Annotated in this window: 15 protein-coding genes; 8 read left to right on the forward strand and 7 right to left on the reverse strand. The window is 49.0% G+C overall.

What is annotated here, in order from left to right:
• Positions 1 to 303 precede the first annotated feature (303 nt).
• On the reverse strand, positions 304 to 2298 hold the full coding sequence (gene tkt / locus MHN31_RS03155; protein WP_125559874.1) for a transketolase: 1995 nt from the start codon (positions 2296 to 2298) through the stop codon (positions 304 to 306).
• Positions 2299 to 2659: 361 nt separating this feature from the next.
• Here tkt and metK point away from each other — a divergent pair, with 361 nt between their 5' ends.
• On the forward strand, positions 2660 to 3811 hold the full coding sequence (gene metK, locus MHN31_RS03160; RefSeq protein WP_010382626.1) for a methionine adenosyltransferase: 1152 nt from the start codon (positions 2660 to 2662) through the stop codon (positions 3809 to 3811).
• Between the two features lie 63 nt (positions 3812 to 3874).
• On the opposite strand, the gene MHN31_RS03165 is transcribed toward metK, so the two are convergent.
• The 3 genes from MHN31_RS03165 to MHN31_RS03175 are packed head-to-tail and all read right to left on the reverse strand — an operon-like array spanning position 3875 to position 6970.
• Positions 3875 to 4726: an HDOD domain-containing protein gene (locus tag MHN31_RS03165; RefSeq protein ID WP_010382627.1), complete on the reverse strand. Its 852-nt coding sequence runs from the start codon at positions 4724 to 4726 to the stop codon at positions 3875 to 3877.
• A gap of 56 nt (positions 4727 to 4782) precedes the next feature.
• On the reverse strand, positions 4783 to 5427 hold the full coding sequence (locus MHN31_RS03170; RefSeq protein WP_239443432.1) for an START domain-containing protein: 645 nt from the start codon (positions 5425 to 5427) through the stop codon (positions 4783 to 4785).
• A gap of 25 nt (positions 5428 to 5452) precedes the next feature.
• Entirely contained in the window at positions 5453 to 6970 is a 1518-nt protein-coding gene (locus tag MHN31_RS03175; RefSeq protein ID WP_125559870.1) for a CYTH and CHAD domain-containing protein, read from the reverse strand.
• Positions 6971 to 7257: 287 nt separating this feature from the next.
• Here MHN31_RS03175 and MHN31_RS03180 point away from each other — a divergent pair, with 287 nt between their 5' ends.
• A complete protein-coding gene (locus tag MHN31_RS03180; protein WP_125559868.1) occupies positions 7258 to 7881 on the forward strand; it encodes a TIGR04211 family SH3 domain-containing protein in 624 nt (207 codons plus the stop codon).
• A 46-nt stretch (positions 7882 to 7927) separates the two neighbouring features.
• Here the strand turns inward: MHN31_RS03180 and MHN31_RS03185 are convergent, their stop codons facing one another.
• From MHN31_RS03185 to MHN31_RS03195, 3 genes are read right to left on the reverse strand one after another with little or no spacing between them, the layout of a single operon-like run.
• Positions 7928 to 8407: an FKBP-type peptidyl-prolyl cis-trans isomerase gene (locus tag MHN31_RS03185; protein ID WP_125559866.1), complete on the reverse strand. Its 480-nt coding sequence runs from the start codon at positions 8405 to 8407 to the stop codon at positions 7928 to 7930.
• 14 nt (positions 8408 to 8421) lie between these two features.
• Positions 8422 to 10854, reverse strand: coding sequence for an AAA family ATPase (locus MHN31_RS03190; RefSeq protein WP_138537673.1), 2433 nt, complete (start codon positions 10852 to 10854; stop codon positions 8422 to 8424).
• A 53-nt stretch (positions 10855 to 10907) separates the two neighbouring features.
• The gene (locus MHN31_RS03195; protein WP_239443433.1) at positions 10908 to 11366 is read right to left on the reverse strand and encodes a zinc ribbon-containing protein; all 459 of its coding nucleotides are present in this window, start codon (positions 11364 to 11366) and stop codon (positions 10908 to 10910) included.
• A gap of 209 nt (positions 11367 to 11575) precedes the next feature.
• Between MHN31_RS03195 and leuS the strand changes: the two genes are divergently transcribed.
• The 6 genes from leuS (at position 11576) to rlmH (ending at position 17264) form a co-directional block, all read left to right on the forward strand.
• Entirely contained in the window at positions 11576 to 14164 is a 2589-nt protein-coding gene (gene leuS / locus MHN31_RS03200) for a leucine--tRNA ligase (protein ID WP_194866915.1), read from the forward strand.
• 32 nt (positions 14165 to 14196) lie between these two features.
• Positions 14197 to 14697 (forward strand): LPS assembly lipoprotein LptE, encoded by a 501-nt coding sequence (lptE, locus tag MHN31_RS03205; RefSeq protein WP_125560231.1) that lies wholly within the window; start codon positions 14197 to 14199, stop codon positions 14695 to 14697.
• Positions 14697 to 15734 (forward strand): DNA polymerase III subunit delta, encoded by a 1038-nt coding sequence (holA, locus tag MHN31_RS03210; RefSeq protein ID WP_239443434.1) that lies wholly within the window; start codon positions 14697 to 14699, stop codon positions 15732 to 15734. Before lptE ends, holA begins: the two co-directional genes overlap by 1 nt.
• The gene (nadD, locus tag MHN31_RS03215; RefSeq protein WP_239443435.1) at positions 15731 to 16375 is read left to right on the forward strand and encodes a nicotinate-nucleotide adenylyltransferase; all 645 of its coding nucleotides are present in this window, start codon (positions 15731 to 15733) and stop codon (positions 16373 to 16375) included. Before holA ends, nadD begins: the two co-directional genes overlap by 4 nt.
• 99 nt (positions 16376 to 16474) lie before the next feature.
• The gene (rsfS, locus tag MHN31_RS03220) at positions 16475 to 16792 is read left to right on the forward strand and encodes a ribosome silencing factor (protein ID WP_010382639.1); all 318 of its coding nucleotides are present in this window, start codon (positions 16475 to 16477) and stop codon (positions 16790 to 16792) included.
• Between the two features lies 1 nt (position 16793).
• Positions 16794 to 17264, forward strand: coding sequence for a 23S rRNA (pseudouridine(1915)-N(3))-methyltransferase RlmH (gene rlmH, locus MHN31_RS03225; RefSeq protein WP_010382641.1), 471 nt, complete (start codon positions 16794 to 16796; stop codon positions 17262 to 17264).
• The last annotated feature ends 2 nt before the right edge of the window (positions 17265 to 17266 follow it).

The raw sequence follows: 17266 nt of genomic DNA on the forward strand, positions 1-17266 counted from the left end.
ATTGTAAGTTGATCCATAGCCATGGCTTTTCTCATAACTGTGAATGGCCGCCTTGACTACGAGCACAGGCATGAGAGGTGACAAAAATATTCCCAATACCCGTGTATATTTTTTCAGCAAAATGACTCTTAGATTGTTTAGCACCTCCCAGGATGGGTACTGTCACATATCCTGACACGCAATCACTCTAGATGATAAAATGGCTGTCAGCCATCATGTGAACCGTTATCCAGACCTTTTCACCAGGCACAAAAAAGCCGCTTAAGTTTCCTTAAACGGCTTTTTCAATATTAGCGTTTGAGCTTAATTGAACAAGGCATTCGCCTTAGCAACAACATTCTCAACCGTGAAGCCAAAGTGCTTAAACAGCTCAGCAGCCGGCGCTGACTCACCAAAAGTGCTCATGCCTACTACTGCGCCATTCAAGCCTACATACTTGTACCAGTAGTCTTCAATACCCGCTTCAATCGCAACACGACGTGTCACAGCCGCTGGCAATACTGACTCTTTATACTCAGCAGATTGTGCATCGAACGCATCGGTAGATGGCATAGACACAACACGTACGCGCTTGCCACTGTCACGAAGCTTTGCAGCCGCTTCTACAGCCAGCTGAACTTCTGAACCAGTTGCAATCAGGATAAGCTCTGGCTCACCGTCACAGCTCAGCACATAACCACCTTGCTTAATGGCTGCTACCTGCTCGTCGCTACGCGCCTGTTGCTCAAGCCCCTGACGGGTAAATACCAGTGACGTAGGACCGTCTTTACGTTCGATAGCCTGCTGCCAGGCAACCGCTGATTCAACCTGGTCGCACGGACGCCAGTTAACCAGGTTTGGTGTCATGCGCATGCTCGCAAGCTGCTCTACCGGCTGGTGTGTCGGGCCATCTTCACCCAGACCGATTGAATCGTGGGTGTAAACGAAAATACTTGGTTGCTTCATCAATGCAGCCATACGCACTGCGTTACGCGCGTATTCCATAAACATCAGGAAGGTCGCGCCGTAAGGAATGAAGCCTTTGTGCAGTGCGATACCATTCATGATGGCTGACATACCGAATTCACGTACACCATAGAAGATGTAGTTACCTGACGCATCATCAGCGGTCAGGCCTTTAGAGCCTTCCCATAACGTCAGGTTTGAACCTGCCAGGTCCGCAGAACCACCCATAAATTCAGGTAACAGTGGGCCAAACGCATTCAATGCATTTTGTGACGCTTTACGGGTTGCCGGATTGGCTGGATTGGCCTGTAACTGTGCAATGTACTCTGCACTTTTCTGTGCCCAGTCAGCAGGTAACTCGCCTTTAGTACGACGTTCAAACTCTGCCGCCAACTCAGGGTAATGCATCTGGTACTCAGTGAATTTAACCAGCCACTCGCTCTGAATTTGCTGGCCGTGCGCCGCAGCATCCCACTTAGCATATACAGACTCAGGAATATCAAACGCTTCGTGCTCCCAGCCAAGGAATTCACGTGCCGCTTTGATCTCGTCGTCACCCAAAGGGGCACCATGACAATCGTGGCTGCCCGACTTGTTTGGTGAGCCGTAACCAATCACTGTCTTACAGCAGATTAAGGTTGGCTTATCCGACTCAGCGCGCGCCGCTTCGATGGCAGCGGTGATCGCCTCGCTGTCATGACCATCCACATCTGCAATTACGTGCCAGCCATACGCTTCAAAGCGCTTAGGTGTGTCGTCGCTGAACCAGCCTTCTACTTCACCATCGATAGAAATACCGTTGTCATCCCAAAATGCGATGAGCTTGCCCAGGCCCAGAGTACCTGCCAAAGAACATGCTTCGTGAGAAATACCTTCCATCAAACAGCCATCGCCCAGGAAAGCATAGGTGTAGTGATTCACGATGTCATATTCATCACGGTTAAACTGTGCCGCCAGAGCCTTTTCAGCAATCGCCATACCTACCGCATTGGTAATCCCCTGGCCAAGTGGTCCTGTGGTTGTTTCGATGCCTGGAGCATAACCATACTCAGGGTGACCTGGTGTTTTAGAATGCATTTGGCGGAAGTTTTTTAGTTCATCAATTGACAGATCATAACCAGACAAATGCAATAGAGAATAAATGAGCATGGAGCCATGGCCATTTGATAATACAAAGCGGTCACGATCGACCCAGTCAGGGTTATTTGGGTTGTGCTTTAAATAATCGCGCCACAATACCTCTGCGATATCGGCCATACCCATTGGGGCACCCGGGTGACCGGATTTGGCCTTTTGAACTGCGTCCATGGACAGAACGCGTATGGCATTTGCAAGTTCTTTGCGAGATGGCATGAAGTCTCCTACTTTTTTTGTCATTTGAGTGGCAAATCTGTACCTAATATACCCGTGTGGCGACGATGTCATGTTTACCTTAATGTGTGGCAATTCAATGCATGACACGCCGAAATGCAGGTAACTCGATTAGAAAATTGGTCCCCATTCTTACCTATTAGGGTAACCACTGCAATTAAAAATCAATGAATTCTTAGCGTCACCGGGGACTTTTTTACTGCGTTTTTCGCAAAGATTTAAAATTAGACGTCTAGGCGTAAAAAAGCTATGCAGCCGTGCGCGTTTTCGATAATATATCGCTCTGATTTTTTCGCGCTATTCCTGTTGTTTGTGAAGCGCAATATTTGTGAGCATAAATACAATGGCAAAACATTTATTTACTTCTGAATCTGTTTCTGAGGGTCATCCGGATAAAATCGCCGATCAGATCTCTGATGCGGTACTAGATGCAATCCTTGAGCAAGATCCAAAAGCACGTGTTGCGTGTGAAACTTACGTAAAAACCGGCATGGTGATGGTCGGTGGTGAAATCACCACTAGCGCCTGGGTTGATATTGAAGAACTAACGCGTAAAACGGTACGCGAGATTGGCTACACTCACTCAGATATGGGTTTCGACGCCGACTCGTGTGCAATTCTGAACACCATTGGTAAACAATCACCAGACATCAACCAGGGTGTTGACCGTACTCGTCCTGAAGAACAAGGCGCGGGAGACCAGGGTCTGATGTTTGGTTATGCCTGTAACGAAACCGACGTATTAATGCCGGCACCTATCACTTACTCACACCGTCTGGTTCAACGTCAGGCGCAGGTGCGTAAAGATGGCACTCTGCCTTGGTTGCGTCCTGATGCGAAGTCACAGGTAACATTTGCCTATGAAAATGGCAAAGCAGTGGGTATTGACGCGGTTGTCCTGTCAACTCAGCACTGTGATTCAGTTTCCCAGGATGACCTGGTTGAAGCAGTGATGGAAACCATCATCAAGCCAGTTCTACCAGCTGAACTAATCACTGAAGCGACCAAGTTCTTCATCAACCCGACTGGCCGTTTCGTTATCGGTGGCCCAATGGGTGACTGTGGTCTGACTGGCCGTAAAATCATCGTAGATACATACGGTGGTATGGCACGTCACGGTGGTGGTGCATTCTCAGGTAAAGATCCATCAAAAGTTGACCGTTCAGCCGCTTACGCAGCACGTTATGTTGCTAAGAACATTGTAGCAGCAGGCCTTGCGGACAAATGTGAAATCCAGGTGTCTTACGCAATTGGTGTTGCTGAGCCAACGTCTATCAGTGTTGAAACCTTCGGCACAGGTAAACTAGAAGAAGCACGCCTGATCGAATTGATCCGCGACCACTTCGACCTGCGTCCTTATGGCTTGATCACTATGCTGGACCTTGAACGTCCAATCTATCAGCCAACTGCGGCATACGGTCACTTCGGCCGTAATGAATTCCCGTGGGAAGCAACAGATAAAGCAGAAGCACTTAAAGCCGCTGCTGGTCTATAATTGTAAACCCAGATTTACAGACAAGGCGCCTTAGGGCGCCTTTTGTTTTACGGATTGAAATAATTAATTCCCAGAAATCAGAAACTCTTCAATATCTTCTTTAATATCCACATAATCATCATCGTGAATATTTAAGACAATCATTATCTTATCTTTAAATGCATGCCAGTCGGCACAATTGCGAAAGTACTTTCCTTCAAATGCGAGATTTTCTGCCAGTTTAAGAATGGCAAAGGCCTGTTGTTCGCTCTCATCATGCTCTTCTTCCAGGTACTGCGGATCATGGTGGCGTAAGATTATCTGACACATGGATTTGGGAATATTCCAGGAGCTCGCAAGATAATAACCCACCACCGCATGATTGGTCGGATACAACTCCTCCTCATAGTGCGCCAAAGTATATTCAGGTCGCTGTATCGCGCGAGTCATGACCTCTTTGTAGTTGTCATAGCGCATCGCCATAGCCGGTATACCCGCATCATGAAACAAACCCAATAACTGCAAGTTCTCAATGGGGACATTCGCGCGTACCCGCTTGCCAATTAACATCGCTATCTGAGAAATATCAATGGCATTGTCCCAGAAGCGCTCTAACGAAATACAACAAAGACTCTGGTCGAACGCTTCTTTCAATAAGTAGCCAGTAACAATCTGTGTGATGCTATTGAGCCCCAAAAACATCACCGCCTGTTTAATGTCAGACACCGTCCTGGACATCCCATAGGCCGGAGAATTAATCACTTTTAGCACCGCGGCCGATGTTGCGACATCTTGTGAAATGATGTTCGCAACACGATTGAGCTCGGGCTCTTCACTATTGAGTTCATTCTGAATGTGTTCCAGAACTTCAGGCTTTGCAGGCAGATTAAAACCGGAGCGTAACTCCGCCAGTGTTTTTTCATCAATATTGAGCATAACAACAAACAAGTCAGGCTAGTTTGATTTTAGTGTAGACGATGATCCAGTGATGATCATTCGAACGGGCAGGTATTTGCGGGCGTAATGGCCCAAGCCTTGGCATTGTGCGCCTGTGCCTGCAGTAATGCATATAGTGCGTTAAAAGAGGCGCGAGTGTTGCGCAATGCTACTTTGTCGACAAACCACTGCGGCGCATCGCCCTGAATATCTGCCGAGATCTGGTAGTTTATTTCAACGCCATCGTCTCGTTCCGTCAGAACCCATTGCACTATGACAGGTTGAATGCGGATCATTCCCGGTTCAGACGGATACTCGGCGGCTGAGCGTATCGTTAGCACATAACTGGCGGGCGACTTTTGCAATAAGCAGGCATGCGTTACCATATCCCGCTTGCGCAGTGGCCAGGGCAAATCAAAGTGGGTCAAAACCAGCGTCTGATTTGGCGCAGGACGAGACAAAATCGTGACGGCGCTGACATGCTTAACCCACTCAGAAACACGGGTGGTATCATGTAGCAGGTTAATCACCGATTTTGCACTGACGCCAGGCCATTTTCCGGTGACACGGATCCTCAAAGGATGATCAGGCGGCTTCTGATAACTGATAGAAAATAAAGAAGAGTGATACCAGGGCTGCCAGCTTGTCTGGCTCTGCACGCTGTGACCAGCAGCCGCAAAGCAGACTAGCCACAGCAGCATGCTCAGACATGCTAAACGCGGAGTATCACCAGTAAGGTTCACTGTTTAACGAAGCCTGACGACTTTGTTCCATCGCACTAACAAGGAAATCAGCCTTTTGCTGCAGCCAGACCAAGATATCCTGCAATGCCTCATTTGGCTGACCTTCACACAATTGGCGAAGATAAAACAGCGTTTCCAACTCATAAATACCATAGACAATATCAACCCAAGGCGCTCTAAACGCCTGACGGGTTTCTTTGTCGTATAACTTACCCAGACAGTGACCGCTAAGCAGCATGTTTTCCAGCGGCTGGCGGCATTCCAGGTATTCTTTCACTGTCATGGTACGATCAGCCGGATAAAGCGTCGTTATCTTGTTCCAGTCGTGGTCGTAAGCACGCTTGGCCAAGGTCTCGACCGGACTTTGCGCAGCTGTTATTGCGTTTTGATCCCAGTTTTTGCGCCAGGATTTGTCCAGCAACCAGCGAGTCAGTGCCAGGATCAATCGGTTGTATCGCGAGCAATGGAACAGATCTTCAATATCAGTCACGGTTGGCTGAACGTCTTTCATATCGGCAATGACCTGAGCCAACTCAGGTGCATTGGAGATCCGTTTGAAATAGGCATGTCGCTTTGAAGTATAGGTTTTCAGATGAATAGCATTTTCCACCCAGCCCAGTTCTGACAATAGCCACTTGAGTTCTTTGCGTAAAAATTCCGTTGACGACTTATCAACAAACTCCTCGAACAACCAAAATGCATGACGGATCAGGCTGACGCCGTCAATGACGCGCTTCAGCGTTTTGAGACTCGGCGCATCGAGATAACACTGCTCGTGTTTCTGAACAAACTGAATACCGTGGTTTACGGTGGCGACCAGTGCTTGCTCTTGTGAGCAACCACGAGGCAATTTAATCACGCCCAGAGTTTTATTCGCCTTGAGCGGCTTATCATCGGCGATACGATAGCCTCTTGCCGCCTTGGAGTATAATCCGAGCCTGAGCCCAATATGCTGTAACAAATGATCGGCCAGCAGAAATAAATCATCTCTGTCGCCATCAATTAACTCAATTTCAAGCTCAGAAATTGGCTCAACGACCCCCTGTGCACTGATCTCACCTTTATCCAGTACTACCTCAATTTCACTACCTGCCTCGGTCTCAATCAACCAGGTACGGCGAATAAAGTTGGTACTGAAGATCGGGAATAAATTACTGGCGATTGATTCCAGCTGCACACCCATAGGCCAAATACTGCTGTCAAAGGCATGAATATCTGGTCGACTGCCCTGAATGGGTAGATTGTATTCTGGACGCTGATGCAACCCTCCAACCACTTCACCCGCAAGTTTGATCGTCTGCTCGCAGTCGTCATCATTGCAGCGTGTGCGTAAGCCTATGTCCAATGCACGTAACTCCCGGCTAGGGGTATCAAAGTAGGCATTTTTCAGGTTTTTAGCGGGCTTGTTGCTGACTTTTTTAGCAAACTGGGTAATAAGGGCTGGGATCAGCGGAACTTCATTGTCTGAAACCAAAAATTTCAGTTCTATCTCAGTGTCCATCAGGGGTGTGATTTACCTATGTAATTTTCGAACCTTCAAAATATACAAAGGGTCCGCACTTTGCAAACCTTTTAGTAATTATTAGCGCATTATCACCACCAATCCCAACCGGTTTCGTCAATTACAGGTGTAAACATGTACACCTATCTTCACCATGAACGCCCTCACAGCTGAGCTGAAAACCAACTGTTCACCCTTTTCCTGCAAAACCTGCCCCTTGCCTTTGCGCCGGGAAATCCCTACTATTTTGTTAACTTTATAACGATATCAATATTTAAGGCCTGCAAATGCTGAAAAATATCGCTTTGCCGCTGCTGCTGTCTGTGCTCTCATTGAGCGCAATGGCGGAGCAAACCGAGCTGCAAAATGAGCCCACAGAGGCACAGTCAGCAACTGACAATAATGGCTATATTGTCGACGATTTATACTTATTCATGCACACCGGACCGGGCAAGAATTATCGCATTCTGGGCTCTGTTGAAGCCGGAAGCCCGATCACCATCCTCAATGCAGAGCAAGACAACTTTATTCAAATCAGAGATGACAAAGCACGCGAAGGATGGGTAGAAAGCCAATTCGTCACATCAGAGCCAGGGTTGCGTCAACGACTCGACAGTGCCAACCTGGCACTCAGCGATAGCAGCAATGAGCTCAATACGTTACAGAGCCAAATTCCACAACTGGAACAAGCTAATCTGCAACTACAACAAGATAATGAGGCGCTGAAAAACAATATCACTGAGTTAGAAAAAGCGCTTGAAGCTCAGGTAGAGTCAAGTAAAAACAAAGCACAAACAGAACAACACATGCTATTGAGCTATGGTGGCGGTATTGCCATTGCAGGCATTCTGATTGGTGTCATATTAACCCTGGTGTTGTCACGGCGTAAGCGCTACGACGGCTGGGCGTAAACAATCACCAATTAAAAAAGGCCTTTACGGCCTTTTTTAATTTCTGTTACTCAATACCCAATAACTCAACTTCAAAAATCAACAGTGACCCCGGCGCTATTTTCCCGGCTGCTCTATCACCATAACCAAGATCAGGTCCGATAAAGAAACGATACTTATCACCCACCGTCATTAACTGAACGCCTTCTGTCCAGCCTGCTATCACCTGATTCAGACCAAAGCTAATTGACTCTCCGCGCACCACTGAGCTGTCAAACACGGAACCATCCAGTAAAGTGCCATGATAATGCACGGTCACTTTATCGGTGGGCCCTGGGTGAACGTCCCCATCCCCTTTGCTCATCACTTCATATTGCAGGCCTGATTGCGTGGTCGTGATCCCCGGCTTTTGGCCGTTTTGCGCCAAAAACTCAGCGGCTTCAATACGATTCCCTGCCGCCGCCTGCTTTTGCTGTTTACCGTTTTTGAAAATAAGCCATCCCAGCACAACGATGACCAGGACGAGAACAATATTGGTTATTGACATAGTGACTACCTAAATTATGAATGATCTTTATCTTGTTCAGTTGACGGGTCGCTCTCAGCGTCTTTGTCATCGCCATTAACCACGTCGGCAATTTGCGCAAGGCGAGCCAGTGCCAATGCGTTGATGCTTTGATCCGGATACTGGCCATTCACCAGCGCTCCTGCTTCTCGTTGCATCAGCAAAGACAATGCCTCGTCGACTGTCGCAACCGCGAAAATATGGAACCGACCTTGCTGTGCCGCAGCCAGCACTTCGTCATCCAGTACCAGGTTGATCAGGTTGGAGCGAGGAATGATCACGCCCTGACGCCCGGTCAGACCGCGCATTTTGCACAACTTAAAGAAGCCTTCGATCTTTTCATTGACCCCGCCAACAGCCTGCACTTCACCATGTTGGTTAATCGACCCTGTCAGAGCCAGAGACTGATCGATAGGCAGCTGAGTGATTGCAGAGAGTAAGCCACATAACTCGGCCAGAGACGCGCTGTCGCCGTCAATAAAACCATAACTTTGTTCAATGGCAATATTGGCACTGAGCGTCAGGCTAAAGCTTTGCGCATACTTGTTACCCAGATAACCGGTTAATAGCATCACCCCTTTAGAGTGGATAGACTTGCCCAGCTCTGCTTCACGTTCAACGTCTATCACGCCATCAGCGCCAGCATATACAGTTGCGGTAATACGCGCTGGGGTACCAAAAGCCGTATCGCCAATGTGCAGCACTGTCAGACCGTTGACTTTACCGACGGCTTCACCGTCAGTAGCGATAAGCGTGTGCCCCTCTTCAATGTCGCTGAGCATATTCTCACTCAGCTGGCCGGTTCGATACTGTTTGCCGACAATGGCTTCATCGATATGTGGCGCATCAATCTCGCTCAGCCCATCCTGTTTAGCGTAATAGCTTGCCTCTGCCACCAGTTCCAGTACGTCCGCAAACCGCGCTGACAGCTTATTCTGATGCTCAGCCTGACGATAACTAAACTTCAGTAAACGCGCCAGCGCCTCGCCGGTCAGTGTGCACTTCAAAGTCTGCTCACAGTACTCCTGCACCTTAGTGACAAACTGGTATTGTAGTCGGTCACTGTCCGGCAGATAGTAGTCAAAATCGGCCAGCACCCGGAACAATTCTCCGAACTCTTCGTCGTACTCACCAATGGTGTAATACAAATCACGCGAGCCCAGCAAGATGATCTTCACATCCAGCGGGATCAGCTGAGGTTTAAGGGTAAAGCTGCTGCCCACTGAGCTGTCCTGATAGGGCAAGTCGTTTTTAATCTGGTGCGTTTTCAAAGACAGTTTGAGTCCATCCCAGACCTGTGCGTTGGCCAGCACTTTGTCAGCGTCCATGATCAGATAACCACCGTTGGCACGGTGTAACGCACCCGGCTGAATAGAGCGGTAACTGGTGATCAGGGTTCCATGGGCGTTGGCATACTCTATTTTGCCAAAGATATTGCCAAAGGTCGGGTTAGGCTCGTACACCACTGGCGCGGCCTGCCCTTCTTTAAACTCCACCAGAATATTAGGCGCAAAGAAGTCGCTCAGCATGCCTTTGGCATCAAAATCGTCTTTGCTCTCTTCTGACGAACTATCGTCATCGAGCCAGTCGAGCACAGCATCGACAATTTCTACGCGTAAATCTTTGAGGTAGCGGATCACACCAATGTGGCTGGCATACTTATGCTCCAGTGCCTTCAGCAGAGGCTTAGTCGCCAGCTCAATGGTAGTTTTCTTGAGCTCACGGAGCTTTTCTGACGACTCCCGCTTCCAGCGCGGTAACTCAATCAAAGCCTCAATCAGGCAATCTTCGAGCTTTTCAATGGCATCGAAGAAGTGTTCCTGAACCGCCTCCTCCAGTGCCATGAACTCAGCATCATCAAGCGCTTTGCCATCCACCACAGGGGCAAAACTCACCACCCCTTTTTCTTCCATCATAGCGACGCTTTTCTTTGCGGCCAGTTCTTCCACCGCACTCAGGGCGGCGTTGTATTTGTTATCAAAGTCCCTGTCGAGCGACTTTTTCTTACGCTGATAACCTGGGTTATCAAATGCAGCCGGAAACGTATCCACAACTTCGTCAAGGAAAGAATCAATGTCGTCAGCCAGGACTTTGCTCTCGCCCGCCTGCATAAACAAGGCAATGGGTTCTCTGTGGTCGTCGTAGTTATTTACGTACAACCACTCTTTGGGAGTCGGGCGGGTTTTACAATGTGCTTCGAGTTTATCTTTCACCATGGTGAATCGACCCGTCGCCGCTTCACCCATAACAAACACATTGTAGCCGGGCAGCTCCATACCCAAGGCAAAATCCAGCGCACTTTGCGCCCGATTCTGACCGATAAAAGGTAAGGGATCCGGATAAGGATTTTGCATGCATGTGGAGATGTGTGGCAAAGACACACTGGGAGCCAGCTGTTCGCTGCTCAAAGGCTTAATGGTTTTCGTCATTCCTAACTTCTTTCTCTTGGCCGGCCGCACGACACTCGCATGCAGGGCTGTGATTAAGGGGTAAGTGCCTTACGAGCAAACTCACCGTGCCCACATTCGCTGCACGAGGGAATTTCCAACGCATAATAGACATTCGTTTTATGGCCGCAATTTTTACACACTAATTGCCCCAATGCTATCCATTCCCCTTGTTTGTAAATGCCATCGTGTTGAAAGTCGTGCACTAATGCTTGCCATTCGAGCTGAGTGCGATCTTCCAATTGGGCCAATTCATACATTACGCTGGCTTTAAGCTCTTCCCAGGCCACATCATCGTAATGGTCTTTGTGTTCACTGAGGTGCGCCAGGTCACGCTTTAGAAAATAACGATAATCCGCCAGCTTGTCTTTTGACAGCTGCTTAACCGCCTCCTGGGCATCCATAAACTCCCTGAGCAATTTTTTTAGCTCGTGCTCTTTAACGTCTTTCAGCCATAATGAAAAGTCATCCAGCCAGCGCTTGTAATCCGCCATGTTTGCCTCCCGACTCACGCTATTTCGCAGCCTATTTTCAGTGTCTACTAGTCAGTATAGTTCAGCTAACGTCACAGTCCTGAAACAAATCATCATCACTGCACCAATTTGCGCTCATAAATCCGCTTTGAAGCGCTGTGATCAGCGCGTTTTTTCGGGTATGCTATCGGCAATTTTCTAATTAGTTTGCAAGAAGTCTGGAAACGTCAATGCAAGAGCAATACAACCCGCAAGAAATCGAACCTAAAGTTCAGTCCCATTGGGAACAAAATAACAGCTTCAAAGTTGTTGAAGACGAATCAAAAGAAAAATACTACTGTCTGTCCATGTTCCCTTACCCAAGTGGTCGTCTCCACATGGGTCACGTTCGTAACTACACCATCGGTGATGTGGTCTCGCGTTTCCAACGACTCCAGGGCAAAAATGTGATGCAACCTATGGGTTGGGACGCATTCGGCCTGCCTGCGGAAAATGCTGCAATCAAGAACAACACGGCGCCAGCAAAATGGACCTACGAAAACATTGATTACATGCGTAACCAGTTAAAGCTGCTTGGCTTTGGTTATGACTGGGATCGTGAAATCGCAACCTGCCACCCGGATTACTACAAGTGGGAGCAATGGTTCTTCACTAAACTGTACGAAAAGGGCCTGGTTTACAAAAAAATGTCAACCGTAAACTGGGATCCGGTTGACCAAACCGTATTGGCTAACGAGCAGGTTATCGATGGTCGCGGCTGGCGTTCAGGTGCCATCGTTGAGCAAAAAGAAATTCCACAATGGTTTATTAAAATCACCGACTACGCGCAAGAACTACTGGACGATTTGGACCAGCTTGAACACTGGCCTGAGCAAGTAAAAACGATGCAGCGCAACTGGATCGGTCGCTCAGAAGGTCTGGAAATCGACTTTAAACGCGCCGACAACGATGAGCAGTTCACTGTTTACACTACACGCCCGGATACCTTTATGGGTGTGACTTACGTTGCTGTAGCAGCCGGACACCCGATTGCTCAGGAAGCAGCGCAAAACAACGCAGACATCGCTGCGTTTGTTGAAGAATGCAAAAATACCAAAGTTGCTGAAGCCGACATGGCCACCATGGACAAAAAAGGCATCGCGACCGGTTTCTACGCTATCCACCCGCTTACCGGTAAGCAAGTGCCTATCTGGGTTGCGAACTTTGTTCTGATGGATTACGGCTCAGGTGCCGTGATGGCCGTACCAGGTCACGATCAGCGCGATTATGAATTTGCCAGCGCCTACGGCCTGGAAATCAAACAAGTGATTGCCCCGGCAGCTGACAGCGAACTACAAGCTGATTTAAATGAAGCGGCGTTTACCGAAAAAGGCGTGTTAATCAACTCTGGTGAGTTCGATGGCCTGAATTTTGAAGAAGCCTTCAATGCCATCGCTGAAAAGCTGGAAGGTATGAATGCGGGTAAGCGTAAAGTGAACTTCCGTCTGCGTGACTGGGGTGTAAGCCGTCAGCGCTACTGGGGTTCACCAATTCCAATGCTAAATAAAGCGGATGGCAGTGAGCTGGCTGCCAGCGCAGACATGCTGCCAGTGCGACTGCCGGAAGACGTCGTAATGGACGGTGTTACTTCACCAATTAAATCAGATCCTGAGTGGGCCAAAGCCACCGTTAATGGTGAGCAGGTATTCCACGAAACGGATACCTTTGACACCTTTATGGAGTCATCCTGGTACTACGCGCGCTACTGTAGCCCACGTTACGACGAAGGCATGCTGGAGCCAGGCGCAGCTAACTACTGGCTGCCGGTAAACCAATACATTGGCGGTATTGAGCACGCTATCCTGCACCTCTTGTATGCGCGCTTCTTCCACAAACTATTGCGCGATTTTGGTCTGGTGAATTCAAGTGAGCCATTCGAGCGCCTGCTGTGTCAGGGCATGGTATTGGCTGAAACTTACTACCGCAAAGATGAAAAAGGCGGTGACATCTGGATTTCACCAACCGACGTAGAAACCGAAACCGACGACAAGGGCCGCATCACGAAAGCCTGGCACAAAGACGATGGTGAACCGGTATTCTCTGCGGGCATGAGCAAGATGTCGAAGTCAAAGAACAACGGTATCGACCCACAAATCGTTATCAAACAGTACGGTGCCGATACCGTACGCTTGTTTATGATGTTCACGGCACCACCAGAGCAGACGCTGGAATGGTCTGACTCAGGTGTAGAAGGTGCACATCGCTTCTTGCGCCGGGTTTGGAAATTTGCCGTAGACGTTAAAGCTGCTGGTACCGCTGAGCTGGATCTGAACGCCTTGAACAGTGCACAAAAGACGTTACGTCGTGAGATCCACAAAGCGATTGCTAAAGTAACGGATGACGTTGAGCGCCGTCAGACTTTCAACACCGCTATTGCTGCAATCATGGAGCTGTCAAATAAGCTGGCCAAAGCGCCTCTAAAAGACGCCCAGGACATTGCACTGGCCAACGAAGCACTGGAAGCCATGATCATTATGCTGGCGCCTATCACACCTCACCTGTCTCACGAGCTGTGGGAACAACTTGGCAAGCAAGGCGATATTCTGGATGCACGCTGGCCTCAGGTTGACGCCGCAGCCCTCGTAGAAGACGAGAAGCTGATCGTAGTACAGGTCAATGGTAAACTGCGTACTAAGCTGACTGTGGCGGCAGACGCAACCCAGGAGCAAATTGAAGCACTGGCATTTGCCGATGAAAACGTGCTGAAGTTTACCGAGGGTAAAACCATACGTAAGAAAATCTACGTACCAGGTAAACTGTTCAATGTGGTAGCCAACTAATGGCTGCCCTGCTGAATACCCCTTTATTCAGTATGACAAGGCGCTGGCATGGTTTCATGCTGGCGTTGTTTGCCTGTGTGGCGCTGTCGGGGTGTGGCTTTGCGCTTAAGAAAGCCTCGTACCTGCCTGATGACCTCAGGGTCCTGTATCTGAGTGGCACCGACAGTAAGTCAGCGCTTTACTCAAGCCTGAAACAGGCTCTGAGACGCGCCCAGGTTGAGCTGTTGCCCTCTCCCAAACTGGGTAATGGTCAGAAGGCCGTAGAGTTGCACCTGTATCGTGATTCCCTTGAACGCCAGACACTAAGCCTATTCAAAAATGGTCAGGTCGCACAATATGAGCTGGCCTATAGTGTTCGCTACCGCCTCACGCGCCCTGGGTTTGAACCTGTCGAACAGGAATTTGAACTGTACCGCAACTATCAGGATGATCCGGACAATGCCCTGGGTAAAGCGCAGGAACGTGAAATCATCCTTAGCGAGTTACGAGAGCTTGCCAGTCGCCGTATTATTCGCGAATTATCTCAACTCTGATGCGTTGTTATGCCAATCAATTAGCAGGCCAGCTTAAACAAGGCCTGCATCCGTTTTATCTGATTTTTGGTGAAGAGCCTTTCCAGGAAGCCCAGTGCGTTACCTCGGTACGCCAGGTGGCTAAACGACAGGGCTTTGATGAAGTGATAAAATTCAGCCTGCTGCCCGGTTTTGACTGGCAGGAGCTGGTCAATCAGTACAACAGTATGTCACTGTTCAGCGCCCAGACACTGATTGAATTCGATCTTAATCAGCAGAAGCCACCCACCCAGGCCGTAGCCATCTTAAAAGCGCTGGCGGCAAACCCAAACTCGGATGTGATTTTAATCCTCAAAGGAGCCAAGGCCTCGCAGGATATTCAGCGTAGCGCTTGGTTTAAAGCACTGGATAAACATGGTTTGTTTGTGCCCTGCTATGCCCTCACCGGCTACCATCTGCAACGCTGGCTCGACGATGAGTGCAAGCGGCTCAAGCTGAACCTCAATAATGATGCCAAACGCAGTCTGCTGCAGGCGACTGAAGGCAACCTGCTGGCAACCCATCAGGAGCTGGAAAAGCTATCTCTGTTGTATAAAAATGCCCCCATCGATCAGGAAAAACTGCTCAGCGGTCTGCTCAATCAGGCTAAGTTTGACATCTTTGACCTAAACGATGGGCTATTACGTGGCAACCCTCGTACTTTAATCAAAGTATTGAATAAATTAGCTCACGATAATGTTGAGCCTGCCAGCATTGCCTGGACACTGCACAACCAGGCTCAGCTGTTGCTCAACCTTAAACACTTAATACAAGCAGGCACACCGACACCGGATGCATTCAAAAAACACAATGTGTGGAAAAATCAGCAGCAGAGCACCCAGCAAGCCCTTGATCGACTGAACACTGCGCAACTGGAACAATTGCTCGTGCTGCTGGCCGAATTCGATTCCGCTTATAAGCGCAATATTCTGGTTGCGCCTTACCAGGCGTTGGCACACATTGCCCTGAGCTTTTGCCAGTCTCTGCCTTTTTCTCTGCCCTACGAGGAGCTGGCATGATAGCAGTGTTCGGCGGTACCTTTGATCCCGTGCATCTGGGTCACATCAATATGGCCACACAGTGCATGGCTGTACTCACACTTTCCGAACTGCGCTTTATCCCCAACGCCGTACCTGTACACAAAAAAGGTCCTTCTATCAGTACCGAAGACAGGTTGGCCATGTTACAGCTGGCCACTGCGCACGACTCCAGATTCACCATTGACCGAAGGGAACTCGAGCGCGATACACCTTCGTATTCTTTGCTCACGCTGGAAGAGCTCAAAGCTGAGTATCCAGATCAGGCCATGGTGTTTTTAATGGGCATGGACTCGTTTAACAGCCTGGACAAATGGTATCGCTGGCAGGATATCGTGTCGTTATGTCACCTTGTGGTGTATCAGCGCCCGGGCGATGCCTTTGCGCCGTCAGCGGCGTTGCAGACTTACCTTGAACAAGCGCGCTGTAGCGAACCTGAGCAACTTAGCACGCTGCCTGCTGGCCTGTGTTATTTTTTGCCAGGCCAACCGTTTGAGGCTGCGTCCAGTACCATCAGAAATGCGATAAAACAGCGCCAAGCTGTTGAACCTTGGCTGAATAATGCAGTCCTAAAGTATATTCAGGCACATCAATTGTACCTAAGCAGTAGCGACGACACCTAACCCGGACAGCAATGGATAGACAACCTCAGTCACAGACTTGAGTTTCCCCCTGCTAACCGTGTTACAATTGCCGCTTATTTGTAGCAAAGAGACAGAGATTTGGATTCAAAACAATTACTAGATTTTGCATTAGACAAAGTCGACGACATGAAAGCCCGCGATATCGTTCACCTCGATGTAAGAAATACCTCTTCCGTCACCGATTACATGGTTATTTGCTCTGGTAACTCCAAGCGCCATGTGCAGTCGATTGCCGACCATGTGGCCAAAGAAGCCCGTCATGCCGGTGAAACCCCGCTAGGCCATGAGGGTCAGGATACAGGTGAATGGGTACTGGTTGATTTGGGCGATGTAATTGTTCACGTCATGCAAGACCAGACACGTGACTTCTATGACCTAGAGAAGCTCTGGGGTTAATGTGAAGATCCAGCTAATCGCAGTCGGTACAAAAATGCCTGGTTGGGTAGAAACTGGCTTCAAAGAATACCAGCGGCGCTTCCCCAAGGATATGCCGCTAGAGCTTATCGAGATTTCGGCGGGTAAACGCGGCAAAAACGCCGACATCAAGCGCATTTTGCAACAGGAAGGCGAAAAAACCCTGGCAGCCATTCCCAAGGGCAACCGCATCGTGACGCTGGAAGTAACAGGTAAGCCCTGGGACACGCACCAGCTTGCCAGCAATATGGAAAAGTGGCAGCTTGATGGCCGCGATGTCAGTTTGTTAATTGGCGGACCAGAAGGCTTAGCGCCGGAATGTATCGCCGCCTCGGAGCAAAAATGGTCACTGTCCAATCTGACACTGCCTCACCCACTGGTGCGCATTGTGGTAGCTGAAAGCCTCTATCGAGGCTGGAGTTTAAATAACAACCATCCTTACCACAGGGAATAATC

The organism is Pseudoalteromonas sp. McH1-42 (genome assembly GCF_022347845.1).
Classification (GTDB): domain Bacteria; phylum Pseudomonadota; class Gammaproteobacteria; order Enterobacterales; family Alteromonadaceae; genus Pseudoalteromonas; species Pseudoalteromonas rubra_D.

Bases quoted from the DNA above. Each gene is read 5' to 3' on its own strand.
- MHN31_RS03180 (WP_125559868.1), top strand. From the start codon at position 7,258: ATGCTGAAAAATATCGCTTTGCCGCTGCTGCTGTCTGTGCTCTCATTG.
- MHN31_RS03195 (WP_239443433.1), bottom strand. From the start codon at position 11,366: ATGGCGGATTACAAGCGCTGGCTGGATGACTTTTCATTATGGCTGAAA.
- tkt (WP_125559874.1), bottom strand. From the start codon at position 2,298: ATGCCATCTCGCAAAGAACTTGCAAATGCCATACGCGTTCTGTCCATG.
- holA (WP_239443434.1), top strand. From the start codon at position 14,697: ATGCGTTGTTATGCCAATCAATTAGCAGGCCAGCTTAAACAAGGCCTG.
- leuS (WP_194866915.1), top strand. From the start codon at position 11,576: ATGCAAGAGCAATACAACCCGCAAGAAATCGAACCTAAAGTTCAGTCC.
- lptE (WP_125560231.1), top strand. From the start codon at position 14,197: ATGACAAGGCGCTGGCATGGTTTCATGCTGGCGTTGTTTGCCTGTGTG.
- MHN31_RS03165 (WP_010382627.1), bottom strand. From the start codon at position 4,726: ATGCTCAATATTGATGAAAAAACACTGGCGGAGTTACGCTCCGGTTTT.
- nadD (WP_239443435.1), top strand. From the start codon at position 15,731: ATGATAGCAGTGTTCGGCGGTACCTTTGATCCCGTGCATCTGGGTCAC.
- MHN31_RS03175 (WP_125559870.1), bottom strand. From the start codon at position 6,970: ATGGACACTGAGATAGAACTGAAATTTTTGGTTTCAGACAATGAAGTT.
- MHN31_RS03185 (WP_125559866.1), bottom strand. From the start codon at position 8,407: ATGTCAATAACCAATATTGTTCTCGTCCTGGTCATCGTTGTGCTGGGA.
- MHN31_RS03190 (WP_138537673.1), bottom strand. From the start codon at position 10,854: ATGACGAAAACCATTAAGCCTTTGAGCAGCGAACAGCTGGCTCCCAGT.
- metK (WP_010382626.1), top strand. From the start codon at position 2,660: ATGGCAAAACATTTATTTACTTCTGAATCTGTTTCTGAGGGTCATCCG.
- MHN31_RS03170 (WP_239443432.1), bottom strand. From the start codon at position 5,427: ATGCTGCTGTGGCTAGTCTGCTTTGCGGCTGCTGGTCACAGCGTGCAG.